Annotated in this window: 16 protein-coding genes and 1 riboswitch; of the genes, 12 read left to right on the top strand and 4 right to left on the bottom strand. The window is 72.2% G+C overall.

The window, feature by feature from the left end; translation table 11 throughout:
- Positions 1-22: 22 nt before the first annotated feature.
- Positions 23-1,636 (bottom strand): MFS transporter, encoded by a 1,614-nt coding sequence (locus tag R4Z63_RS12530; RefSeq protein ID WP_384448022.1) that lies wholly within the window; start codon positions 1,634-1,636, stop codon positions 23-25.
- A 341-nt stretch (positions 1,637-1,977) separates the two neighbouring features.
- On the opposite strand from R4Z63_RS12530, the gene R4Z63_RS12525 reads away from it, so the two are divergent.
- Together R4Z63_RS12525 and R4Z63_RS12520 are read left to right on the top strand one after the other, a co-directional pair.
- The gene (locus tag R4Z63_RS12525) at positions 1,978-2,754 is read left to right on the top strand and encodes an ABC transporter ATP-binding protein (RefSeq protein WP_370466695.1); all 777 of its coding nucleotides are present in this window, start codon (positions 1,978-1,980) and stop codon (positions 2,752-2,754) included.
- The gene (locus R4Z63_RS12520) at positions 2,751-5,336 is read left to right on the top strand and encodes an ABC transporter permease (RefSeq protein ID WP_384448019.1); all 2,586 of its coding nucleotides are present in this window, start codon (positions 2,751-2,753) and stop codon (positions 5,334-5,336) included. The genes R4Z63_RS12525 and R4Z63_RS12520 overlap by 4 nt, the downstream gene beginning before the upstream one ends.
- A 93-nt stretch (positions 5,337-5,429) precedes the next feature.
- Here the strand turns inward: R4Z63_RS12520 and R4Z63_RS12515 are convergent, their stop codons facing one another.
- The gene (locus tag R4Z63_RS12515; RefSeq protein ID WP_384448016.1) at positions 5,430-6,845 is read right to left on the bottom strand and encodes a DUF2079 domain-containing protein; all 1,416 of its coding nucleotides are present in this window, start codon (positions 6,843-6,845) and stop codon (positions 5,430-5,432) included.
- 243 nt (positions 6,846-7,088) lie between these two features.
- Between R4Z63_RS12515 and mfd the strand changes: the two genes are divergently transcribed.
- From mfd to R4Z63_RS12500, 3 genes are all read left to right on the top strand, one after another.
- Positions 7,089-10,622 carry a transcription-repair coupling factor gene (mfd, locus tag R4Z63_RS12510; protein WP_384448012.1) on the top strand — a complete coding sequence of 1,178 codons (3,534 nt, stop codon included), beginning with the start codon at positions 7,089-7,091 and terminating at the stop codon, positions 10,620-10,622.
- Positions 10,623-10,791: 169 nt separating this feature from the next.
- Positions 10,792-11,421 carry a hypothetical protein gene (locus R4Z63_RS12505; protein WP_384448009.1) on the top strand — a complete coding sequence of 210 codons (630 nt, stop codon included), beginning with the start codon at positions 10,792-10,794 and terminating at the stop codon, positions 11,419-11,421.
- 56 nt (positions 11,422-11,477) lie between these two features.
- Positions 11,478-13,019, top strand: coding sequence for a protein kinase domain-containing protein (locus tag R4Z63_RS12500; RefSeq protein ID WP_384448058.1), 1,542 nt, complete (start codon positions 11,478-11,480; stop codon positions 13,017-13,019).
- Positions 13,020-13,061: 42 nt separating this feature from the next.
- Here the strand turns inward: R4Z63_RS12500 and R4Z63_RS12495 are convergent, their stop codons facing one another.
- Positions 13,062-15,413 (bottom strand): YfhO family protein, encoded by a 2,352-nt coding sequence (locus tag R4Z63_RS12495; RefSeq protein ID WP_384448006.1) that lies wholly within the window; start codon positions 15,411-15,413, stop codon positions 13,062-13,064.
- A 193-nt stretch (positions 15,414-15,606) separates the two neighbouring features.
- Here R4Z63_RS12495 and R4Z63_RS12490 point away from each other — a divergent pair, with 193 nt between their 5' ends.
- On the top strand, positions 15,607-16,227 hold the full coding sequence (locus tag R4Z63_RS12490) for a SurA N-terminal domain-containing protein (RefSeq protein ID WP_037925237.1): 621 nt from the start codon (positions 15,607-15,609) through the stop codon (positions 16,225-16,227).
- A 28-nt stretch (positions 16,228-16,255) separates the two neighbouring features.
- Positions 16,256-17,296, top strand: a complete 1,041-nt coding sequence (locus R4Z63_RS12485) for a nucleoside triphosphate pyrophosphohydrolase (protein ID WP_384448002.1) — start codon at positions 16,256-16,258, stop codon at positions 17,294-17,296.
- 12 nt (positions 17,297-17,308) lie between these two features.
- Here the strand turns inward: R4Z63_RS12485 and R4Z63_RS12480 are convergent, their stop codons facing one another.
- A complete protein-coding gene (locus R4Z63_RS12480) occupies positions 17,309-18,493 on the bottom strand; it encodes a globin domain-containing protein (RefSeq protein WP_384447999.1) in 1,185 nt (394 codons plus the stop codon).
- Between the two features lie 172 nt (positions 18,494-18,665).
- Between R4Z63_RS12480 and R4Z63_RS12475 the strand changes: the two genes are divergently transcribed.
- From R4Z63_RS12475 to R4Z63_RS12455, 5 genes are all read left to right on the top strand, one after another.
- Positions 18,666-19,943 carry a cytochrome P450 family protein gene (locus R4Z63_RS12475; protein WP_384447996.1) on the top strand — a complete coding sequence of 426 codons (1,278 nt, stop codon included), beginning with the start codon at positions 18,666-18,668 and terminating at the stop codon, positions 19,941-19,943.
- Positions 19,944-20,031: 88 nt separating this feature from the next.
- Positions 20,032-21,075, top strand: coding sequence for a LysM peptidoglycan-binding domain-containing protein (locus R4Z63_RS12470; RefSeq protein WP_384447993.1), 1,044 nt, complete (start codon positions 20,032-20,034; stop codon positions 21,073-21,075).
- Between the two features lie 276 nt (positions 21,076-21,351).
- Positions 21,352-21,522: riboswitch (cyclic di-AMP (ydaO/yuaA leader) on the top strand.
- A gap of 3 nt (positions 21,523-21,525) precedes the next feature.
- Positions 21,526-22,233: a transglycosylase family protein gene (locus tag R4Z63_RS12465; protein ID WP_037925246.1), complete on the top strand. Its 708-nt coding sequence runs from the start codon at positions 21,526-21,528 to the stop codon at positions 22,231-22,233.
- Between the two features lie 274 nt (positions 22,234-22,507).
- Positions 22,508-23,794, top strand: a complete 1,287-nt coding sequence (gene eno, locus R4Z63_RS12460; protein WP_030028493.1) for a phosphopyruvate hydratase — start codon at positions 22,508-22,510, stop codon at positions 23,792-23,794.
- 89 nt (positions 23,795-23,883) lie between these two features.
- Entirely contained in the window at positions 23,884-24,372 is a 489-nt protein-coding gene (locus R4Z63_RS12455; protein ID WP_037925248.1) for an FtsB family cell division protein, read from the top strand.
- The last annotated feature ends 45 nt before the right edge of the window (positions 24,373-24,417 follow it).

Here is a 24,417-nt window from a genome sequence, read left to right as displayed (position 1 = left end):
CCATGACAAGGCGGTTCTCCGGCTACTCGTCGCGCAGTTCCGGCAGGACCGGGAACCGGCGGGGCGCCAGCAGGAGCAGGACGAGGAGCGCGGCCACGGCGGCGGCCGTCGCGCCGAGGAAGATGTGCTCCACGGCGGCGGCCACGGCTTCGCGCAGATGGTCGGCGGCGGCCCCGGGGAGCAGGCCCGGGTGTGCCAGGGCCTCGGCCACGTCGTCGAGGTGGCGCGGGAGCCCCGGTACGGGGGCGTCGGCCAGACGGGCGGCGACGGTGGCGTTGGCGACGGCGGCGAGCAGGGCGGCGCCCACGCTCTGGCCGACCTGACGGCAGAAGAGCACCGAGGCGGTGGTGGTGCCGCGTTCGGCCCAGCCGACGGTGGACTGGACGCCGACGATCAGCGGGAGCTGGAAGAGGCCGAGGGCGGCGCCGAGCAGCAGCATGATCAGCGCCGGCTGCCAGGGCCGGGCGGGGTGGGGGAGCAGGGTGAAGGAGCCGAGCACGGCCGCGGCCAGGGCGATGCCGACGGCCGCGGTGTCGCGGAAGCCGATGCGCCGGTAGACGTGCTGGCTCAGGGCGGCGGTGACGGGCCAGCTGAGGGTCATCACGGACATGACGAGTCCGGCGCCGACAGGTCCGAGGCCGAGCACGGACTGGGCGTAGGTCGGCATGAAGACCATCGGGGCGACCATCAGCAGGCCCAGGGCGCCCATGGCCAGGTTGACGGCTGCGAGGGTGCGCCGGCGCCACACCCAGCCGGGCAGCACCGGTTCCTCGGCCCGCCGTTCCACCCGGACGACCACCACGGCCGCGACGGCGCTCGCGCCGAGCAGTCCCAGGGAGGGCGCCGACAGCCAGGGCCAGGCGACCCCGCCCTGGACGAGGGCGAAGAGGAGGAGTCCGCCGCAGCAGAAGACGCCGAGGGCGCCCGCCCAGTCGACGGGGCCGCGGCGGCCGGGTGAGCGGACGGGCTCGGTCAGGTGACGGGTGATCATCCACAGGGCGAGGGCGGCCAGCGGCAGGTTGATCAGGAAGATCCACCGCCAGTGGGCGGAGGAGGCGAGCAGGCCGCCGAGGGCGGGGCCGGCCACGGCCGAGGCGGCCCAGACGCCGGACATGCGGGCCTGGATCCTCGGGCGCTCCCTCAGCGGGTACAGGTCGGCGGCCAGGGTCTGGACGGTGCCCTGGAGGGCGCCGCCGCCGAGGCCCTGGACGATCCGGAAGGCGATGAGGGCGGCCATGTTCCAGGCGGACGCGCACAGCAGTGAGCCCAGGAGGAAGAGGCCGATGCCGAAGAGCAGCACGGGCTTGCGGCCGAAGGTGTCGGACAGTTTGCCGTAGACCGGCAGGGTGACGGTGACGGCGAGCAGGTAGCCGGAGAAGAGCCAGGAGAAGACGGAGAAGCCGCCGAGGTCGCCGACGATCTGGGGGACGGCGGTGGCGACGACGGTGCTGTCGAGGGCGACGAGGGCCATGCCGAGCATCAGCGAGGCGACCACGGGGGCCGGGGGACGTCCGGCCGGTCCGACGGTCCGTCCGTCGGGCGTGCCATGGGCCGAAACGGCCGCACCGGGCGAGGCGCCGGCACGCCCTGCGGGGAGGTCGCCCGGACCTCCGCCCGTGCTGTCCGCTGTCGGCACCGAGATTCCTTCCCCTTGCACGTAGATGCGGGGGACACCATCTCACCGCCGCCCTGCGGGCGATATCCCTCAGGCCGTGTAGTCCGAAGGGCGGACAACCCCTAGGGGTCCCTCCGCACTGTGGGCCAGGGGTCTTTCCTCCCGGCGGAGGAGGTGGGGGCGCCGGGCGTCTTCTTGACTGGAACGTACGAACCCGGGGGCGCGGGTGGGGTTAACCCCCGGGTGGATACGGCTACGGGCACCAGCGCGCCGAGGGTCCCGCCGCCGCAGACTTCATCACGGCGACGCAGGTACGCAGACGCACAGACACGCGAAGAAGGAGACAGACCGTGACAACGGCAATGACCGAAACCAGGCACGGGGGTACTGGAGGGCATGCTGCCGTCGCGGCCCGGGCGCGGAAGGTCGTCAAGGCCTACGGCTCCGGGGAGACGCGTGTCGTCGCCCTCGACGAGGTGGACGTGGACATCATGCGCGGCCAGTTCACCGCGATCATGGGTCCGTCGGGTTCCGGCAAGTCCACGCTGATGCACTGCCTCGCCGGTCTCGACACGGTCACCAGCGGGCAGATCCACCTGGACGACACCGAGATCACCGGGCTGAAGGACAAGAAGCTGACGAGGCTGCGCCGCGACCGGATCGGCTTCATCTTCCAGGCCTTCAATCTGCTGCCCACGCTCAACGCCCTGGAGAACATCACGCTCCCCATGGACATCGCGGGCCGCAAGCCCGAGGCGGAGTGGCTCAACCGGGTGGTGGAGACCGTGGGCCTCTCCGGCCGTCTGGGGCACCGGCCGACCGAGCTGTCCGGCGGCCAGCAGCAGCGCGTGGCGGTGGCCCGCGCCCTCGCCGCCCGCCCCGAGATCATCTTCGGTGACGAGCCGACCGGAAACCTGGACTCCCGCGCCGGCGCCGAGGTCCTCGGCTTCCTGCGCCGTTCGGTGGACGAGCTCGGTCAGACCATCGTGATGGTCACCCACGACCCCGTCGCCGCCTCCTACGCCGACCGCGTCATCTTCCTCGCCGACGGCCGGATCGTCGACGAGATGCACGCGCCCACCGCCGACCAGGTCCTGGACCGGATGAAGGACTTCGACGCGCGCGGGCGGACCTCATGAGCAACACGGTCCTGAAGACCTCGCGGCGCAACTTCGTCGCGCACAAGGGGCGGATGGCGCTCTCGGCCGTCGCGGTCCTGCTCTCCGTCGCCTTCGTCTGCGGCACGCTGGTGTTCACCGACACCATGAACACCACCTTCGACAAGCTGTTCGCCGTCACCAGTTCCGACGTGACGGTCAGCCCCAAGGACGCCGAGGGCGGGGACGAGGCCCCCGACCGGGGCAAGCCCGAGATGCTGGCGGGCTCGGTGGTCGAGCAGGTCGGTAAGGCCGAGGGCGTCAAGAGCGCCGAGGGCGGCGTCGTCTCGACGGCCGTCACGGTGGTCAACGCCAAGAACGAGAACATGGGCTCGACCACCGGCGCGCCGACCATCGCGGGCAACTGGAGCGACAACGAGCTCAAGTCCATGAAGATCACCTCGGGTCGGGCGCCGCGCGGCCCCACCGAGATGATGGTCGACGCCGACACCGCGAAGAAGCACGACCTGAAGCTCGGTGACGAGTTGCGCACCATCGCCGTCACCGGCGACACCCGCGCCACGATCACCGGCATCGCCACCTTCACCGTGACCAACCCGGGCGCGGCCATCGTCTACTTCGACACGGCCACCGCGCAGCGGGCGCTGCTCGGCTCGCCCGACTCCTTCACGCACGTCAATGTCACCGCCGAGGACGGGGTGAGCGACGAGCAGCTCAAGGCGAACGTGGCGAAGGCCGTCGGCGCGGACACCTACACCCTGCAGACCGCCAAGGAAGCCGCGGACGAGAACCGCAAGGACGTCGGCGCCTTCCTCGACGTCATGAAGTACGTCATGCTCGGCTTCGCCGGCATCGCCTTCCTCGTCGGTATCTTCCTGATCTTCAACACCTTCTCCATGCTGGTCGCCCAGCGCACCCGCGAGATCGGCCTGATGCGTGCCATCGGCGCCGACAGCGGGCAGGTCCTGCAGTCCGTGGTCGTCGAGGCCCTCCTGCTCGGCGTGGTCGGTTCGGTCCTCGGTGTGGCGGCGGGCGTGGGCCTGGCCGTCGGCCTCATGGCTCTCATGGGTCAGATGGGCATGCACCTGTCCACCGACGACCTGACCATCGCCTGGACCACTCCCGTCGCGGGCATCGTCCTCGGCGTGATCGTGACCGTCGTCTCCGCCTTCGTCCCGGCCCGCCGAGCCGGCAAGGTCTCCCCGATGGCGGCACTGCGCGAGTCCGGCACCCCGGGGGACAAGAAGGCCGGCCGGGTCCGGGCCGTCCTCGGCCTGGTCCTCACCGCCGTCGGCGGCGGCGCCCTCTACCTCGCCGCCGCCGCCGAGAAGGCCGCGGCCGGATCCCTCTGGCTGGGCCTGGGCGTCGTCCTCACCCTGATCGGCTTCATCGTGATCGGCCCGCTGCTCGCCGCGGGCGTGGTGCGGGTGCTCTCCGGTGTGGTCCTGCGGCCCTTCGGTTCCGTGGGCCGGCTCGCGGAGCGCAACGCCCTGCGCAACCCGCGCCGCACCGGCGCCACCGCCGCCGCGCTGATGATCGGCCTCGCGCTGGTCGCCTGCCTGTCGGTGGTCGGCTCCTCGATGGTGGCCTCCGCGACCGATGAGCTCGACAAGTCGGTCGGCGCGGACTACATCGTCGCCTCCGAGGCCCGCCAGCCCGTCCTGCCGCAGGCCGAGCAGGCGCTGCGCGCCACCGCCGGCCTCGACCACGTCACCGCCTACCGCCTGGTGGACGTCAAGCTCACCGCGCCCGACGGAACCACCGAGGAGACCGGCCTCGGCGCGACCGACCCGACGTACGCCAAGGACATCCGGCGCAAGATGACGGCCGGCGAGCACGCGGCGGCCTACGGCGCGGGCTCCATGTCGGTCGGCTCCCTCTACGCCACCGCGCACGGCATCGAGCTCGGTGACGAGATGACGGTCGCCTTCACCGGCGGCAGCACGGTCACGCTGAAGGTCGCGGCGATCACCAGCGACGAGGGCAACCTCGACAAGGGCATGAAGTACATCAGCACCGAGACCGCCCGGGCCAACCTGCCGGCGGACCGGATGCCGCTGCCCTTCATGCTGCTGGCCACCGCGAAGGACGGGCAGTCCGACGCGGCGGCGTACCAGTCGGTCAAGGAGGCCATGGGCGACTACCCGCAGTACGTCGTGCGCGACCAGGCCGACTACAAGCAGGCGCTGAAGGACCAGGTCGGCCAGCTGCTGAACATGGTCTACGGCCTCCTCGGCCTCGCCATCGTCGTCGCGGTCCTGGGCGTCGTGAACACCCTGGCCCTGTCGGTGGTCGAGCGGACCCGCGAGATCGGCCTGATGCGCGCCATCGGCCTCTCCCGCCGCCAGCTGCGCCGCATGATCCGCCTGGAGTCGGTGGTCATCGCCCTCTTCGGCGCCCTGCTCGGTCTCGGGCTGGGCATGGGCTGGGGGGCCACCGCGCAGCAGCTGCTGGCGCTGGAGGGCCTGAAGGTCCTGGAGATCCCGTGGCCGACGATCATCGGAGTGTTCGCCGCGTCCGCGTTCGTGGGTCTGTTCGCCGCACTGGTCCCGGCCTTCCGGGCGGGACGGATGAACGTCCTGAACGCGATCGCGAGCGAGTAGCCGGCGCCGGGTTCGTACGGGGGTGGGCACAGGCCCGGGACTCACCGTCCCGGGCCTGTGCCCTTGCCGTGTCCGCCGGTGCGGCCGGTCGGTTCAACCGGCGGTGTTGCGCTGCATCAGGACGACTCCTCCGGCCTCGCCCACCAGCGTGTACCGCTCGCCGGGGTGGAGCTGGGAGGCGTAGTGGGTCGGGTCCTCGCCGGCCCACTTGCTGCCGTTGTCGATGGTGATCCAGTCCGGCACCACGCCCTTGCTGCCCCCGATCCACAGGACCCGGCAGCGGGAGGTCAGCCGGGTCAGCGGGGTGGTGTCCGCCTCCACGGTGGCCCCGTCGGGGATCCGGCTCAGGAGCGCTTCGATCGCGACGACGCGGTCGGGCTTCGCGTACGTGGCCGCCTCCGTGAGCTTGGCGGTCGGCATGCCGGTCATGGCCAGCGCGAGGGAGGCGGCGAGCACCGCCGTGGGCAGTTGCAGGGCGTAGGAGCGCAGCCAGGGCCGTTCGCCGCGCCGGACGATGTCGATGGCGTCGACCAGGGCGAGGGCGACGACGGGCATCAGTACGGCGCTGTAGTGCCAGTCGGTGGACCAGTAGTGGTCGTCCCCGGACAGGAACCGCCAGCCGAGGGTGGGCGCGGCCACCAGCAGCAGCGGCGAGCGCAGGGCGAGCAGGCCGGAGGTGGGGATCAGCACCCATCCCAGCGTCGCCAGCTTGGTGCCGGTGCCGGCGAGGGGTCCCGCCCCGTCGATCTTGTGCCAGTAGCCGTAGCCGTCGGTCGCGAAGGACGGTATGACGACCGTGAACACCAGTACGGCCGCCAGGCAGGCGGCCGCGGCGATGCCGAGCGCGGTCAGGGCGGTCCGCCGGTCGGTGGTGCGGCTGCGCCAGGCCACCACGACCGCCAGCGCGGCCAGCGTGAAGCCGAGGTCCTCCTTGACGAGAAGCAGCGGCAGCCCCCACAGCAGGGCGGTCCGCCAGCGCCCGGCCAGGACCGCCTCCAGGGCGAAGGCCAGCAGCGGCACGGCGAAAGCGATCTCGTGGAAGTCGAACTCCACCGCCCGCTGGACGCCCCAGGACAGGCCGTACGCGACACCGACGGCGATGCCGCGGCCCCGGCCGAGGAGCCGTGCGGCCGCCCGGGTGACGGGGACGGCGGAGAGCGCGAACAGCGCGGCCTGTACGACCAGCAGGGTGACGGGCCCGGGGAAGACCCGGTAGACGGGGGCGACGAGCGCGATGATCGGGCTGAAGTGGTCCCCGAGGATGTTGGCCCCCGGCCCCTTCAGGTCGGCGACGGGCTCCTGGAGGTGGGCGTACGCGCGAATCGCCTGCTCGAAGATCCCCAGATCCCATGAGGGCCAGTCCATGCGCCGGAACCGGCCGACGGACAGGACGAGGTAGACGAGGAACAGCCCGGAGGCCACCAGCCAGGGTCCGCCCCGGCGGACCGGTTCCGCCCTCGAAGGGGCCTGGGCCGCCGGCGCCGGGCGGGCTATGGCATCGCTCGTCACGGACTCGTGCTCCTCGGCCGTTCGGCGTGAACTCCTGCGGGAAGGACGCGGCGAGCTCAGGTGGTGGTTACGTGGACATCGTAGAGCGGGAGCGACGCCTCCAGGATGACGAGGAGCCGCGCCCGCGCCGTGACCCGAATCCCTCGCGCGTCGGTGCGGGCGCCGTCGTAGGGTGGGAACCCCCGGCCCGTACGACGTGTCGGGTCCTTCGCGTTGCCCCCTCACCGGACGGAAAGCCGCCTCATGAGCCTGCACGGACTGCTCGACGCCGTCACCCGGGACGCCGCACTCACCGAGGCGGTCACCGCGGCCGGTGACGGCAACCGCATGCACGTGGACCTCGTCGGACCGGCCGCCGCACGCCCCTTCGCGATCGCCGCGCTGGCCCGGCAGACCGGGCGGACCGTCCTGGCGGTCACCGCCACCGGGCGCGAGGCCGAGGACCTGGCCGCCGCGCTGCGCTCCCTGCTGCCGCCCGACGAGGTGGCCGACTACCCGTCCTGGGAGACGCTGCCGCACGAGCGGCTCAGCCCGCGCAGCGACACCATGGGGCGCCGGCTGGCCGTACTGCGCCGCCTGGTGCACCCCAGCAAGGACGACCCGGCCGCGGGTCCCGTGAGCGTGATCGTGGCGCCCATCCGTTCCGTGCTCCAGCCTCAGGTCAAGGGCCTGGCCGAGCTGGTCCCGGTGAGCCTGCGCCAGGGCGCGACCGCCGATCTCGGAGAGGTCACCGAGGCCCTGTCGGCGGCCGCGTACGCACGCGTCGAGCTGGTGGAGAAGCGCGGTGAGTTCGCCGTGCGCGGAGGCATCCTCGATGTCTTCCCGCCCACCGAGGAACACCCGCTGCGCGTGGAGTTCTGGGGTGACGAGGTCGAGGAGATCCGCTACTTCAAGGTCGCCGACCAGCGGTCCCTGGAGATCGCCGAGCACGGCCTGTGGGCGCCGCCCTGCCGCGAGCTGCTGCTGACGGACGCGGTGCGGGAGAGGGCCCTGGCCCTCGCCGAGGCGCACCCGGAGCTCGGCGAGCTGCTGGGCCGGATCGCCGAGGGGATCGCGGTGGAGGGCATGGAGTCCCTCGCCCCGGTCCTCGTCGACGACATGGAGCTGCTGATCGACGTGCTGCCCGCCGGGGCGATGGCCGTCGTCTGCGACCCGGAGCGGGTACGCACCCGCGCCGCGGACCTCGTCGCGACCAGCCAGGAGTTCCTGATGGCGTCCTGGGCGGCCACCGCAGGCGGCGGCGAGGCCCCCATCGACGTCGGCGCCGCCTCGCTGCGCGGTATCGCCGACGTCCGCGACCAGGCCCGCGAGCTCGGCATGATGTGGTGGTCGATCTCCCCGTTCGCCGCCGACGGGGACGCCTCCGGCGGCGACACGCTCACGCTCGGCATGCACGCCCCGGAGGCCTACCGCGGCGACACCGCCCGCGCGCTGGCCGACACCAAGGGCTGGATCGCCGACGGCTGGCACACCGTCTACCTCACCGAGGGCCACGGCCCGGCCGCCCGCACCGTCGAGGTGCTCGCCGGCGAGGGCATCGCCGCCCGGCTGGAGCCGGATCTGGGAGCCCTGGAGCCGAGCCTGGTCCACGTGGCCTGCGGCTCGGTCGACAACGGCTTCGTCGACCCGGTCCTGCGCCTGGCCGTGCTCACCGAGACCGACCTGACCGGGCAGCGGACCGCGACGAAGGACCTCGGCCGGATGCCGACCCGCCGCCGCAAGACGATCGACCCGCTGACCCTGGAGGCCGGCGACTACATCGTCCACGAGCAGCACGGCGTCGGCCGCTACGTGGAGATGGTTCAGCGCACGGTGCAGGGCGCCACCCGCGAGTACCTGCTGGTGGAGTACGCGCCGGCCAAGCGCGGGCAGCCCGGCGACCGCCTCTACATCCCCACCGACCAGCTGGAGCAGGTCACCAAGTACGTCGGCGGAGAGGCCCCGACACTGCACCGGCTCGGCGGCGCCGACTGGACCAAGACCAAGGCGCGCGCGAAGAAGGCGGTCAAGGAGATCGCCGGCGACCTCATCAAGCTCTACAGCGCCCGCATGGCGGCGCCCGGGCACACCTTCGGACCCGACACCCCCTGGCAGCGCGAGCTGGAGGACGCCTTCCCGTACGCGGAGACGCCCGACCAGCTCACCACCATCGCCGAGGTCAAGGAGGACATGGAGAAGTCGGTTCCGATGGACCGGCTGATCTGCGGCGACGTCGGCTACGGCAAGACCGAGATCGCGGTCCGGGCCGCCTTCAAGGCCGTCCAGGACGGCAAGCAGGTCGCCGTCCTGGTGCCGACCACGCTCCTCGTGCAGCAGCACTTCGGCACCTTCTCCGAGCGCTACAGCCAGTTCCCGGTCAACGTGAAGGCGCTGTCCCGCTTTCAGAGCGAGACCGAGTCGAAGGCCACCCTGGAGGGGCTCAAAGAGGGCTCCGTGGACGTGGTCATCGGCACCCACCGGCTGTTCTCTCAGGAGACGCGGTTCAAGGACCTGGGCCTGGTCATCGTCGACGAGGAGCAGCGCTTCGGCGTCGAGCACAAGGAGCAGCTGAAGAAGCTCCGGGCCAACGTCGACGTGCTGACGATGTCGGCGACGCCGATCCCGCGCACCCTGGAGATGGCGGTGACCGGCATCCGCGAGATGTCGACGATCACCACCCCGCCGGAGGAGCGCCATCCGGTGCTCACCTTCGTCGGCCCGTACGAGGAGAAGCAGATCGGCGCGGCCATCCGCCGTGAACTCCTGCGCGAGGGCCAGTGCTTCTACATCCACAACCGGGTCGAGTCCATCGACCGGGCGGCGGCCAAGCTGCGCGAGATCGTGCCCGAGGCGCGGATCGCGACGGCGCACGGCCAGATGTCGGAGCAGGCGCTGGAGCAGGTCGTCGTCGACTTCTGGGAGAAGAAGTTCGACGTCCTCGTCTCCACCACCATCGTCGAGTCCGGCATCGACATCTCCAACGCCAACACCCTCATCGTCGAGCGCGGCGACAACTTCGGCCTCTCGCAGCTGCACCAGCTGCGCGGCCGGGTCGGCCGCGGCCGCGAGCGCGGGTACGCGTACTTCCTGTACCCGCCGGAGAAGCCGCTGACGGAGACCGCGCACGAGCGGCTCGCGACGATCGCCCAGCACACCGAGATGGGCGCCGGCATGTACGTGGCGATGAAGGACCTGGAGATCCGCGGCGCGGGCAACCTGCTCGGCGGCGAGCAGTCCGGTCACATCGCGGGCGTCGGCTTCGACCTCTACATCCGCATGGTGGGCGAGGCGGTGGCCGACTACCGGGCCGCCGTCGAGGGCGCGGCGGAGGAGGAGCCGCCGCTGGAGGTCAAGATCGAGCTGCCGGTCGACGCGCACGTCCCGCACGACTACGCGCCGGGCGAGCGGCTGCGTCTCCAGGCCTACCGGTCCATCGCCTCGGCCGCCTCCGAGGCCGACATCAAGGCCGTGCGCGAGGAACTCACCGACCGCTACGGCAAGCTCCCGGAGCCGGTGGAGAACCTCCTGTTGGTGGCCGGGCTGCGGATGCTGGCCCGGGCCTGCGGGGTCGGCGACATCACTCTCCAGGGCAACAACATCCGCTTCGGCCCGGTCGAGTTGCGCGAGTCGCAGGAGCTGCGCCTGGGGCGCCTGTACCCGGGATCGGTACTCAAGCCCGCCACCTCGCAGGTGCTGGTCCCCCGCCCCAAGACGGGCAGGATCGGCGGCAAGCCGGTGGTCGGCCGGGAACTGCTCGCCTGGACCGGCGAGTTCCTCACCACCATCCTCGGCTCGTAGGGGCCGGCTGCCGCGGCGGGGGAGCGGGGGCTCCCCCGCCCGCGGCCGCCGCCGCGGCGGGGCCGTGCTGCGACCCTGCAACGGTTGCGCGCATCCCCTCACTGATGGCCGGGAACGCTGTATACCCTCAGACCCGAAACCTCTTCCGCACGGCCCGTCAGGAGCAGCGATGCACGGCCCCGGCCTTCCGCCGCAGCCCGCCCCACAGCCCACCCCGGGCGGCGTGGTGACACTGCGCGTGGTGTTCATGCTGCTGCCCGTCCTGAGCTGCGGCTTCCTGGCGTGGGGCTCGATGCTGCGGCTCGCGCTGGTCACCCGCAAGTCCCGGGACTGGGCGCTGCTGGTGCTCAGCGGCGTGCTGGCCGTCGCCTGGATGACGCTGATCGAGATCGACCCCACCCCCGACGTCAACGGCTGGCAGGGCAACCTCGGCGCCGGTGGCTCGATCCTGACGGGCTTCGCGACCTGCGTGTACTTCCTCGTCGCCGACATCAAGCACCACGAGGCCCTGCGCTCCGCGGCGCCCGGGCCCTGGTACCCGGGGCAGCCCGCGCCCTTCAACCAGCCGCAGCAGACCTCGCCCTCCTACGGCTACCCGCACGCCCAGGCCCCCACCGTGATCTCGGGCCGGACCCCGGCCGTCCCGCAGGTGCCGCCGCAGCCGACCCCGCCCCCGCGCATCGGGCAGGTCCGCGCCGAACTCGACGAGCTCAGTGAGCTGCTGCGCAAGCAGACCCCGCCGCCGGGCAGCCCGCGCCAGGACCCGAACCAGACCGCCTTCGGGGACCCGCAGCTGTGACCGACCGCCTCATCGGAGACCGCTACCAGCTGGCGAGCGTCCTCGGACAGGGCGGCATGGGCCAGGTGTGGACGGCCTACGACCGGCGCCTGGACCGGCGGGTCGCCGTCAAGCTGCTGCGCCCCGACAAGGTCGCCGGCCCGGGCACGGTCGCCGAGGAGCTGCGCCGCCGCTTCGTGCGCGAGTGCCGGGTCACGGCTCAGGTGGACCACCCGGGCCTGGTCACCGTCCACGACGCGGGCAGTGACGGCGACGAGCTGTTCCTCGTCATGGGCTACGTCGAGGGCTCCGACCTCGCCGACCACCTCGCCGCCCACAGCCCGTACCCGTGGCAGTGGGCGGTCGCGGTCGTCGCACAGCTGTGCTCGGTCCTGTCGGCCGTGCACGCCGTGCCGATCGTCCACCGTGACCTGAAGCCGCGCAACGTGATGGTCCGCCCGGACGGCACCGTCCTGGTCCTCGACCTCGGCGTGGCCTCCGTCATGGACACCGACACCACCCGCCTCACCAGTACCGGCACCCCCATCGGCAGTCCCGCGTACATGGCACCCGAGCAGGCGATGAGCGGTGCGGTGGGCCCTTACACCGACCTGTACGCGCTCGGCGTCCTCCTCTACGAACTCCTCAGCGGAAACGTCCCCTTCGCCGGGTCCACCGCCCTGGGCGTGCTGCACCGACACCTGTACGAGGCCCCGGTGCCGGTCCGCCCGCAGCGCCCGGAGGTCCCGCAGGAGCTGGAGGCGCTCCTGATGCGTCTGCTCGCCAAGGACCCGCAGGACCGGCCGTCCTCGGCGCAGGAGGTCTACGAGGCACTCGCGCCGCTGCTCCCGGTACGCGACGGCCGCGGCGCGGCCGGCCCGCTCGACCCGACCCGGCCGTTCGTACGGCCGCAGGCGCCCTGGCCGGACCGGGCCGCGGTGGTCCCGCCGCGGCCGACCGCCCCGCCGGTGTCCCCGCCGACGGGAACGCCCGTGCCGTCCGCGTCCGTGTACGCCCCGACGCCGACGCCGACGCCGACGAGCACTCCCGCGCCGGTACCGGTTCCGCGGAAGCCCGACATCCCGGGCGCGGTGGACCAGGCCCGCACGCTCCTGGACCAGGGATTGCTCACACAGGCCGTCGACATCCTCGGCGGCATCCTCCCGGCGGCCGCCGCCGAGCACGGCGAGCACTCACCGGTCGTCCGCTCCCTGCGCAAGCAGTACGCGGCCACCCTGATGGACGACGGGCAATACCGCCGCGCCCTGCCCGAACTGCGGCGTCTCGCAGAGGAGTTCCCGGCCGGCGACCTTCAGTCGCTGCGGTTCCGCTACGACGCGGCCCAGTGCCTGGAGCAGCTCGGCGAGCCGGCCGCCGCCCTGGCGGAGTACCGCGCGCTGCTCCCGTACTTCGAGAACCGCTACGCCAACCCGGACCAGACCCTGCCGCTGGAGATCCGCCGCCGGATCGCGCACCTGCTGCTCTCCCTCGGCGACCGCCCGGCGGCCCACGACACCCTGGCCCGGCTGCTGTTCGACGCGGAACGCCTGCACGGACCGGCCCACCCCTTCCCGTCGGAGATACGCCGCACCCTCCAGTGGCTCAGCCAGGTCCGCTGACGTCCGGTCCGCCGGCAGGATCGGTCACGCCGGCATGACCGGTCAGGCCGCCCGACGGACGCGCCGGGTCCGCAGGGCGGTGGCGGCCAGCAACGCCAGCGCCGCCGCCGCGACCGACAGGCCGGGGAGCAAACCGGGAGGCCGGAAGGAGCAGTCGACCTGTGCGGTGCCGGGGGTGAGAGGGACGGCGACCAGGCCCAGGTGTGCCGAAGCGGGCCGGTCGTTGCAGGTCCAGCCGGCGATCGCGGGGACGGAGAGGACCGCAGTGCCCGTGCTGCCCGCGGGCAGATCGGCCCGGATGCCGAAGGAGCCGACCCGGACCGAGGTCGCGGCCGTGGCGCGCAGGGCGGCCACCGCCGCGTCGAGGCGGGTGCGGTCCAGGCAGGACAGGGCCCACCCCGGCGGAGGGGCGGCGTCGAAGACGAGCGCCGAGGAGGCACCACGGGAGACGCCCATCGGCTGCAGGGCCGCGCGGTTGCGGGGGGCGTCGCCACGCAGGCGGAAGGCCGGGCCGTCGGCGAGGCGGGCCGTCGCGTTGTACTCCGGCGCCCACAGGTAGGCCTCGGTACCCGCACGGCACACCCCGGGTGCGAGCGGGTCCTCGTACACGCGGGCGCCGAGCAGCAGTTCCTGGTTGGCGAAGGGCGAGTCGCCGTAGGCGAGGGGTGCGCCGGGCGGGCGGGTCGTCACCAGCGGGGGCACCTCGGCGCGCAGCACCGAGCCGTCCGGCCGCAGGCGGGCGCCGACCGCGAAGACGGCGTCGGTGACGGGGTTGTCGATGCTTTGGACGTTGCGGCCGCGCGAGGTCCAGCCGGCGCCGAGCGCCGCCATCGTCCGGGTGAACACGGCGGGGGTGTGGCTGCTGTAGTAGGAGCCGCCCTCCCCGCCGAGCAGCAGCGGGTCGTTGCCCGACAGGGCGGGCCGGCTCGGGTCGGTGCGGTACGTGGGCCAGCCCTCGGCGGCCGCGAGGGCCCGGGCGCGCGCGGTGTGGCCCTGCCCCCAGGACGGGTAGTCGTCGAGGGCGGCCAGTTTGCCCCGGTGGCCGAAGGCGGTGGTCGCCGCCGCCTGCGCGAGCAGCACCAAGGCCAGCAGCGCGGCCGCCGGGAGCGCCAGGCGGCGGTGGCCCAGCGCCCACCAGGCGGCGCCGGCAGCTGCCAGACCGGCGGTGAACAGCGCGTACCCCCACGGCGTGGTCAGCGTGCTGTGGCCGGCCCACAGCGCGGCGGCCGCCAGCAGGCCCGTGCCCGCGGCCAGCGCGGGCGCCCGCGGCAGGCCGCCCTCCAGTGCGGTCCATGCGGCGATGACGGCGATCCCGGCCAGGACGAAGGTCTGCCGGTACGGGCTGCCGTTCGGGGTGGCGAACAGGTGCCAGGCCAGGTGGGTCGGCGCCCACTGGAGGGAGAGCGCCACGGCCGCCGTCAACCCCGTCCACCACAGCCGGCCGCGCAGTGGGACCGAACGGTGGAAGGGCAGCGCGGCGACCAACAGCAGGGTGCCGCCGGCGACGAACACGGCGGGGGAGGAGAAGGAGTACGTACCCGGCAGCAGCCGTGCGAAGAGGTCCGCCCAGGGCACCGGCCGGAACTCCCTGGCCCATCCCGGGTGGGCCCGGCCCGAGCTGAGGAACAACGGCAGCAGCACCGGCGCCGTCAGCGCGATGCCCAGCAGGGTCAGCGCGGCCGCCCGGGCGATCACCGCGATCCGGGTCCGCAAGCCCTCCCGGGTCAGCACCACCCGTACCAGCAGGACCAGCGCGGCGCCGAGGGTGGCCATGTAGGCGGTGTAGAAGTTCGCCGTCCAGCACACGGCGACGACCAGCGGGGTGAGCAGCACCCGCCGCCCGCGCAGGGCCCATTCACCGGTCAGGCACAGCAGGGGGAAGGCGATCAGCCCGTCCAGCCACATCGGGTTGTAGGAGGCTTCGATCACCGACCAACCGCACAGTGCGTACGAGGCCCCGAGCAGTCCGGCCGCCCACCACGGCCCCCGGTGGAGGGTGCGCAGCAGCCAGGCCATGGCCGCCGCCGCGGTCACCGTCTTGAGCACGGTGACGACGTACACGGCCAGGTCGATGTCGGCGCGCGGGAAGAGGGCGACGAGGACGGAGAGCGGGCTGGCCAGGTAGGTGCCGAGGTCGGGCAGGAAGCTCGTGCCGTATCCGGACTGCCAGTTGACCAGCAGCCCGCCCTGCGCACGGCCGTGCAGGAGGTCCCACAGGTGCGCGTGGAAGGGTACGAACTGATTGCCGAGGTCGTTGACGCTGCGGTGGCGCGATCCGTAGGGGAAGACCCGGGCGGCGGCGTCCCCGGCGCACACGGCCACCGCCGTGAGCAGGGCGGCGAGCGCCGAGCCGGACAGACTGCGGCGGCGCGGCGAGCGGTGCGGTGTCCACATGGTGGGCCGACCCTGGCAGCACCGGAGGACGCGGGGATGGCCACCAAGTGGCTGCGACACGAACAGACACGTACCCCGGACACCCCGCGAATCGTTGGTTGAACGGGTGGCCCGGGCCACCCTTACTGCATACCATCGATCACCGCACGGCCCTTGTGCATGGACGCACAATCTCCCGGCCCTGGAGGCTCCTTTGCACCGTCGCACTGCGCTCTCCGTCTCCGCCGCCCTGCTCGCGGCGGCGCCCCTGCTGTCCGCCTGCTCGGGCGAGACCCGGCCCGGCACCGCGGCCGTCGTCGGCGGTGAACGGATCACCACCTCCGCGCTCCAGGCTCAGGTGGGCGACGTGCGCGCCGCCCAGAACCGGTCCGAGCAGGCCGCCACACTGATCGCCAACACCCCGCAGCTGGAGCGGATCAAGCTCGGCAAGATGATCCAGCTGCGGGTGCTGGAGCGGGCGGCGAAGGATGCGGGCATCTCGGTCACGACCAAGGAGGTCGAGGACGCCCGCACGGCCCAGGAGGGCGACAGGGGCGCGGCGGCGCTGGAACAGCTGGCCCTGCAGGCCCGTGTCCCGCTGGCGCCCGGGCAGATCGACGAGGACCTGCGCTTCCGGCTGCTGCTCGACAAGCTGAGCGAGCGCTTCGGCGAGGAGAGGATCATCGAGCCGCTCACCCGGGCCGCGGAGGCCCTCCACATCGAGGTGAACCCACGCTACGGGGCCTGGGACGCCAAGCAGGTCGGCCTCGGCCCGGCGGACACGGCGTGGATCACCCAGCGGACCCGGCCCGAGCAGGAACCCGCCGGAGCCTGACCCCTCCCGGCGGAGGTAGGTTCGGAGGGTGACCGACCACTCCCAGCCCACCGCCGCCGAGCCCACCGGCCGTATCGTCCTGCTGACCACCAGCCACCGGGTCGCCCCCGGGGTGCTGTCCTGGCCGGCGTGGCAGACCCTGCACGCCGCCGACCGGGTGCTGTGCGCCGACCCCGGCCACCCGCAGCTGCCCTACCTGCGGGAGGCGGGCGTCGACGTCGAGCACGCGGCCGCGGATGCGCACGAGCTGGTGGCGGCCTGCGCGGGCGGTCGTACGGTGGTGGTGCTCCCGAGCGGCGAGGGCGACCAGCGGCTCACCGACGGCCTGGCCCGGCTGGCCGGCTCCGGCCGGGTCTCCATGCCCGACCTGGAACTGCTGCCCGGCTCCTACGACCTGCCGGGCGCGCGCCTGCTCGACCTGGTCCAGGTGATGGACCGAGTCCGTCGGGAATGCCCGTGGACCTCCCGACAGACGCACCGGGGCCTGGCCAAGTACGCGATCGAGGAGGCGTACGAACTCGTCGAGGCGATCGAGGACGGGGACCGGGAGGAGCTGCGCGAGGAGCTCGGCGACGTCCTGCTCCAGGTGGTCTTCCACGCCCGGATCGCCGAGGAGGGCGTTCCGGCGGGTGAGGCCGGCGATGACGGCGAGGCCGGCGGGGAGGGCCTGGGAGCCTTCTCCATCGACGACGTGGCCGGCTCCCTGGTGCAGAAGCTGATCCACCGCCATCCGCACGTCTTCGGCGACGCGGAGGCCGAGACCCCAGAGGACGTCCACGCGCACTGGCAGCGCACCAAGGCGGTGGAGAAGCAGCGGGAGTCGGTCACCGACGGGATCCCGGTGGGCCAGCCGGGCCTGGCGCTCGCGGCCAAACTCGCGGGCAGGGCCCGTACCGGCGGCGTGGCGGTGGAGCTGCCCCGCGGCGAGGGCATCGGCTACGAACTGCTGCAACTGGCCGCGCGCGCCGAGGCGGAGGGCGTCGACCCCGAGACCGCGCTGCGGGCGGCGGCCCGCGTCTACCGGGACGCGATCCGAGCTGCCGAGGGCCTCGGAGCCCCCGCGCGGTAGCCGCCGGGCCCCTCAGTTCTCCTTCGGGGCGCGGGCCGACGGGTCGTGCCAGTGCGGTGCCGGGCGGTCGAGGAACCATTCGCCGAAGCCCAGCGGGCGGCCCCGGGGCCCGCTGCCGGTGGCCGCGGCCGGTACGCCGTCGTGGAAGACGCGGGCGGGGCGGGCACCGAGCTCCGCCAGGACCCGCGCGGTCTGGTCGACGAACCGCGGCGGCCCGCTGAGGTAGACGTCCTGGTCGGGCCACAGGCCCCGGTTGCTCAGCGCCGTCGCGAGCCGGCCGGTGGCCTCGTTGCGGTGCCGGCCGGGCGCGGGCGTGATGTAGGTGACGTCGAGCCAGCCGCACGAGCTGCCGTACCGGTCGATGAGCGGCCGGTCGTAGAGGTGTGCGCCGTCCCGGGCCACCACGAAGAGCCGCACGTCCTGATGGGGAGGCCGGTCCGCGAGCTCCTCCAGCATGGCCCGGATCGGCGCCCAGCCGGTGCCGGCGGCGATCAGGCTGACCGGGCGGTCCGTGCGGCGGAAGGTCAGCCGGCCGCCGGCGGCGCCGAGTTTCAGGACGTCGCCGGGCCGTGTCTCGCGGACCAGGGCGGTGCTGAGCCGCCCGCGGTCGATCCGGCTGACGTGCAGGTCCACGGTGCCGTCCGGGCGGGGGGCGTTGCCGATGGAGTAGGTGCGCCAGGTCCGGGGCACCCGCTCGCTGCTCACGCTCGTGTACTGGCCGGGCAGGTAGGGGAAGGGAGCGTGCGGCCTGAGGGTCAGCACGCCGATGTCCTGACCGTACTGGAGGTGGCGCACGACCTCGGCGTCCCACCACGGCGGGTCCTCGCTCGCGTCGGCCCCGGCGAGCATGGCGTCGGCGATCAGTTGGTAGGCCTCGGTCCAGGCCTTCTCCGCCTGCGGGGTCCAGGCGTCGCCGGAGGTCTCGGCGAGTGCGGCGAGCAGGCTGGAGCCCACGACCGCGTAGTGCTCGGGGCGGACCAGGAACTTGCGGTGGTCGCGTCCCAGGTCGTGCAGGTAGGGGCCGAGGGCCTCGTCGTCCAGACGGGAGACGACGTGGGTGAGTGCGGCGAAGAGCCGGTCCCGCTGGCGTTCCATGTCGTCGGAGGAGAGCGGGAAGAGCTCGCGGACTCCGGGGTTGTGCCAGAAGAGGTGTGAGTAGAAGAACTTGACCGCGTGCTCGGCCCGTCTCTCCACCACCGCGAAACTGCTTTTCAAGATCCTCACATCCACACAACCGAAAGTAGGAGTGCCGGACCGGGCGAGGTCAAGTGTGGTCCGATCTGCGGACAGCCGCGACGAAGGAGTCATATGGGATGGCGGGTCGCGGCTCGCGCCGGACCGCCGCTGCGCGGCGGCTACTGTCGAGGACATGCACGATCAGTCGTCCCCTCCCTCCGTCGGCGCGGCGCCCGAACTCTTCACGTGGGAGTTCGCGACCGACCCCTATCCGGCCTACGCGTGGCTGCGCGAGAACGCGCCGGTGCACCGCACCAAGCTCCCCAGCGGGGTCGAGGCCTGGCTGGTCACCCGGTACGCCGACGCCCGGCAGGCCCTCGCCGACCAGCGGCTCAGCAAGAATCCGGCGCACCACGCCGAGCCCGCGCACGCCAAGGGCAAGACCGGGATCCCGGGGGAGCGCAAGGCGGAGCTGATGACGCATCTGCTGAACATCGACCCACCGGACCACACCCGGCTGCGGCGCCTGGTGTCCAAGGCGTTCACCCCGCGCAGGGTCGCCGAGTTCACCCCGCGGGTCCAGGCGCTCACCGACCAGCTGATCGACCGGTTCGCGGGGCGGGGAGAGGCGGATCTCATCCACGAGTTCGCCTTCCCCCTCCCCATCTACGCCATCTGCGAGATGCTCGGGGTACCGCGCGAGGACCAGGACGACTTCCGCGACTGGGCCGGGATGATGATCCGCCACGGGGGCGGGCCGCGCGGCGGTGTGGCCCGGTCGGTGAAGCAGATGCGGACCTATCTCGGCGAGCTCATCCATCGCAAAAGGGACGATCTGGGTGATGACCTGATCTCCGACCTGATCCGGGCGAGCGATCACGGCGACCACCTCACGGAGGGCGAGGCCACGGCGATGGCCTTCATCCTGCTCTTCGCCGGCTTCGAGACGACCGTGAACCTCATCGGCAACGGCATCCACTCCCTCTTCATGAACCCCGTCCAGCGCGAGCGCCTGCAGGCATCCCTGGCCGCCGGCGAGCGCGGGCTGCTGGCCACGGGGGTCGAGGAACTCCTGCGCTATGACGGCCCCGTGGAGCTGGCGACGTGGCGGTTCGCCACGCAGCCGCTCACCCTGGGCGGCGAGCGGATCGAGACCGGCGATCCGGTCCTGGTCGTCCTGGCGGCGGCTGACCGGGACCCCGGGCGATTCGTCGATCCGGACACCCTCGACCTCTCCCGGACCGACAACCAGCACCTCGGCTACGGCCACGGCATCCACTACTGCCTGGGTGCGCCACTTGCCCGCCTGGAGGGGCAGACCGCCCTCGCCACCCTGCTGACGCGCCTGCCCGATCTGGAACTTGCAGTTCCACCCCAAGACCTGCGCTGGCGCGGGGGGTTGATCATGCGAGGGCTGCGTACCCTTCCCGTTCGCTTCACGACTCAAAACACTTGCGCGACATCTGATTAAAAGTCAGATTCGGCTTGAACTTGTGACAATCGTTCGGAGGCCGCTAGGTTCTGCCGTTACCCCGCTGTTATGCGAAAGGTGATCCCTCATGCTCTCCGGGAACGGCCGTCACAGACGCCCCCGCCAGGTCCCCGCGCTGGTCGTCACGGCCGGTGTCACCGGCTCCGCGCTCGCCATGCCGCTGCTGGCCGCCACGAGCGCGACCGCCGCAGACACCGCCACATGGGACAAGGTGGCCGAGTGCGAGAGCGGCGGCACGTGGAGCGCCAACTTCGGCAGTGGCGCGTACGGCGGGCTCCAGTTCACCCAGCAGCAGTGGCAGGATGCCGGCGGCCTGGACTTCGCCGAGCGGGCCGACCTCGCGAGCCGCTCCCAGCAGATAGCCGTGGCCGAGCGCGTACTGGCCGCCCAGGGTCCGCAGGCCTGGCCGCTGTGCGCCGCCTCGGCCGGACTGGACCAGCAGGGTCCGGCGGCCGTCGTCGATCCCGGTCTGCCCGGTAGCACCGGCGCGGTGGGTCCCGCGCCGTCGCGCCCCGACGACACCGTTCCCTCCACCACGGGCGGCAAGCCCGCCACGGACTTCGGGCTCTCGACCGCGGAGACCCCCAGCCCCTCGGGTTCCCCCTTCCTGATACCCGACGCGCCGTCCGTCGGACTGCCCGTCATGCCCGCGCCCGACGTCCCGACGACGCCTCCGGCCGACCCGGGCACCCCGGGCACCCCGGACGTCCCGGCCGACCCGACGGCCCCGCCGGCGACTCCCGGCGACCCGACGGCCCCGACCCTTCCCGCGGACCCGACGGCACCCACGACCCCGCCGGTCTCCCCGGGGCCGTCCCCGGCCGACCCGGCGAACCCCGCGACCCCGGCGACCCCGGCCGCCCCGGGTGCCACTCCCGCCGAGGGCAACGGCAAGCACCGCGGTGCGCCGTCTCCCGAGGAGGGTGTGCCGTCTGATGCCGCGTCGGCCCCCGTCTATACGGTGCAGGAGGGCGACAGCCTGGCGGCCATCGCGGATGCCAAGGGAGTGAAGGGCGGCTGGAGCGGTCTTTATGCGGCCAACGAGCAGGTCATCGGCAATGATGCCAACCTGATCAAGCCTGGGCAGAACCTGGATCTAACCGCCCAATAAGGACAGTTGGTTCGCCCGGTAAGGCCTGATTGTCTGTTTTCTGCAAGTGAGACATGTGTCTCTTCCGGTCAACTGGCGTGTCCCGCCCCGGGGGTTCCGCAAACCCCGTCCTCACCTGCGCAAACGCCCCTGCGGGGAGCGCAAGTAGGGGCCGTTTCTCCCCGATGCTCCTGGTTGAGCATCGGGGAGGGACATGTCTACCTTCTGATTCGCCCGCCACCGCGGGCTCCTTCGACCGCATCGCCGAATCCTGCCGGCGGACGGGGGGAACAGTCGTCGCGTCAAGCGCCGAAGGCAGGAGCGGGGGAACCAAGGTAGGTGCCGCGAGCGGCCGTTGAGAGACGGCCGGCGAGCGGCTTGGGGTTAAGCGGGGCGCAAGGTCGCACCGCCGGGCACTCACAGGCTCGAACCCGACAGCTCACCTCGCAGGCGTCGGTGAGGAGAAACCTCATGCTGCTTTCCGGCAAGGGCAAGCACCGTCGCGGCTCCAAGGCCGCTCGCATCGTCACGCTCGCCGGTGTCGCCGGTGTGGCCGTCGCCGCCCCGCTGATGACCGCGGGGGCCGCCAGCGCCGCCACCGCGTCCGAGTGGGACAAGGTCGCGCAGTGCGAGTCCGGTGGCAACTGGTCCATCAACACCGGCAACGGCTACTACGGCGGGCTGCAGTTCTCGTCCTCCACCTGGGCCGCTTTCGGGGGCAAGTCGTACGCCCCGCAGGCCAACAAGGCCTCCAAGGCGCAGCAGATAGCCGTCGCCGAGAAGGTCCTCAAGAAGCAGGGCAAGGGCGCCTGGCCGCACTGTGGCAAGGGCCTGTCGAACTCCTCCTACACCGGTGGCGGCTCCACCGAGGCCCCGGCCTCCACCAAGCCGAAGGCCCAGCCGAAGAAGACCGAGACGAAGAAGACCGAGACCAAGGCCGCGCCGAAGAAGGACACCAAGCGCGCCGAGGTCCCGACCACCCGCTCCGAGCGCGCCGCGGCTCCGGTCGCGCCGAAGACCGGCAACGGCTCCTACGAGGTCAAGCCGGGCGACACGCTGGGCACCATCGCCGAGGCCAACGGCGTCAAGGGCGGCTGGCAGCAGCTCTTCGAGCTGAACAAGGACATCGTCTCGGACGCCGACCTGATCTTCCCGGGCCAGAAGCTGAAGCTCAGCTGAACGTCGCGGCAAGAGCCGCACACGCGTACGCAACGCACAGAATTCCCACCGCCCGGCGCCCCTTCCCCCCACGCGCCGGGCGGCGGTGTGTGCGGTCCCGTCGGCTGATGATCAAGGGTTGTATGTCCCGGAAGGCGGGTATTCGGTCCCTTTTTCGTCCCAGGGGTCGGGCGGTCGGCCGGTCGAACCCCGGAAGCCGGTTAGGCTCTAGGCGGCAAGGCCATCCCACGGCCTGACACGCCACCGCACACCCAGCGTCACATCCCAGAAGGAGATGCTCGTGCCGTCCATCGACGTCGTCGTAGCCCGGGAAATCCTGGACTCCCGAGGCAACCCCACGGTCGAGGTCGAGGTGGGCCTCGACGACGGCAGCACCGGCCGTGCTGCCGTTCCGTCCGGCGCCTCCACCGGTGCATTCGAGGCCATCGAGCTCCGTGACGGTGACCCCAACCGTTACATGGGCAAGGGTGTCGAGAAGGCCGTCCTCGCCGTCATCGAGCAGATCGGCCCGGAGCTCGTCGGCTACGACGCCACCGAGCAGCGCCTGATCGACCAGGCGATGTTCGACCTGGACGCCACCGACAACAAGGGCTCGCTCGGCGCCAACGCCATCCTCGGCGTCTCGCTCGCCGTCGCGCACGCCGCGTCCGAGGCCTCGGACCTCCCGCTGTTCCGCTACCTCGGCGGTCCGAACGCGCACCTGCTGCCCGTTCCGATGATGAACATCCTCAACGGTGGGTCGCACGCCGACTCCAACGTCGACATCCAGGAGTTCATGATCGCGCCGATCGGTGCGGAGTCCTTCTCCGAGGCGCTGCGCTGGGGTGCCGAGGTCTATCACACCCTCAAGAAGGTCCTGCACACCAAGGGCCTCTCCACCGGTCTGGGCGACGAGGGCGGCTTCGCCCCGAACCTGGAGTCCAACCGCGCCGCGCTCGACCTCATCATCGAGGCCATCAAGCAGGCCGGCTACACCCCGGGCAAGGACATCGCGCTCGCCCTCGACGTCGCCGCGTCCGAGTTCTACAAGGACGGCAAGTACGAGTTCGAGGGCCAGTCCCGCTCGGCTGCCGAGATGACCGACTACTACGCCGAGCTCGTCGAGGCGTACCCGCTGGTCTCCATCGAGGACCCGCTGTTCGAGGACGACTGGGCCGGATGGAAGACCATCACCGACCGCCTGGGCGCCAAGGTCCAGATCGTCGGCGACGACCTCTTCGTCACCAACCCGGAGCGCCTGGCCCGCGGCATCGAGGAGGGCTCCGCGAACGCCCTGCTCGTGAAGGTGAACCAGATCGGTTCGCTGACCGAGACCCTCGACGCCGTCGAGATGGCCCAGCGCAACGGCTTCAAGTGCATGATGTCGCACCGTTCCGGCGAGACCGAGGACGTCACCATCGCCGACCTCGCCGTCGCCGTGAACTGCGGTCAGATCAAGACCGGCGCCCCGGCCCGCTCGGACCGCGTCGCCAAGTACAACCAGCTGCTGCGCATCGAGGAGATCCTCGACGACGCCGCGGTGTACGCGGGCCGCAGCGCCTTCCCGCGCTTCAAGGGCTAATCACGCTCTGCCTCCGTACGTCCCCGCACTCGGTCCCGTACCGTGTGCGGGGACGTATTGCGTAGTGCGTACAAAGGGGAGGCGGACCCATGGCCGGGAACCGGGATCGGTTCTCCACCTTCTCCACGGCGACGCGGCTGAGGCAGCTCGGCGAGCGGACCGCGGCCCACGTCTACCGCTCGCAGTCGCGCCGGCAGGTGCGCCGCAGCCGTCTCACGGGCAGGGCCGCCCTCCTGGTGCTCGTGCTCTGTACCCTGGTCGTCGCCCTCGCGTATCCGATGCGCCAGTACGTCTCCCAGCGTTCGGAGATCGCGGAGCAGCAGCGGGCCGCCGCGGCCGCGCGGGACCGCCTGGAGCGGCTCCGCGATGAGAAGGCCCGCTGGCAGGACGACGCCTACGCGGAGCAGCAGGCGCGCAGGCACCTGCACTTCCTGCGTCCGGGGGAGGTCGGCTACATCATGGCCGACCCCGGGGCCCGGCCCCCGGAGCAGCACCGGACCGGCCAGGCCGGCTCCGACCGCCCCTGGTACTCGAACGTCTGGGACGGCGTCGACAAGGCCGACCGCCCGGGCGACTAGTGAGTACCGCAGCACCCATCCGACGAGAACGAAGAGACTCCCTCC

Source organism: Streptomyces sp. PL-29, from assembly GCF_058344425.1.
Note: the sequence above shows the minus strand (reverse complement) of the source record. Positions and strands in the feature narration are given on the sequence as shown.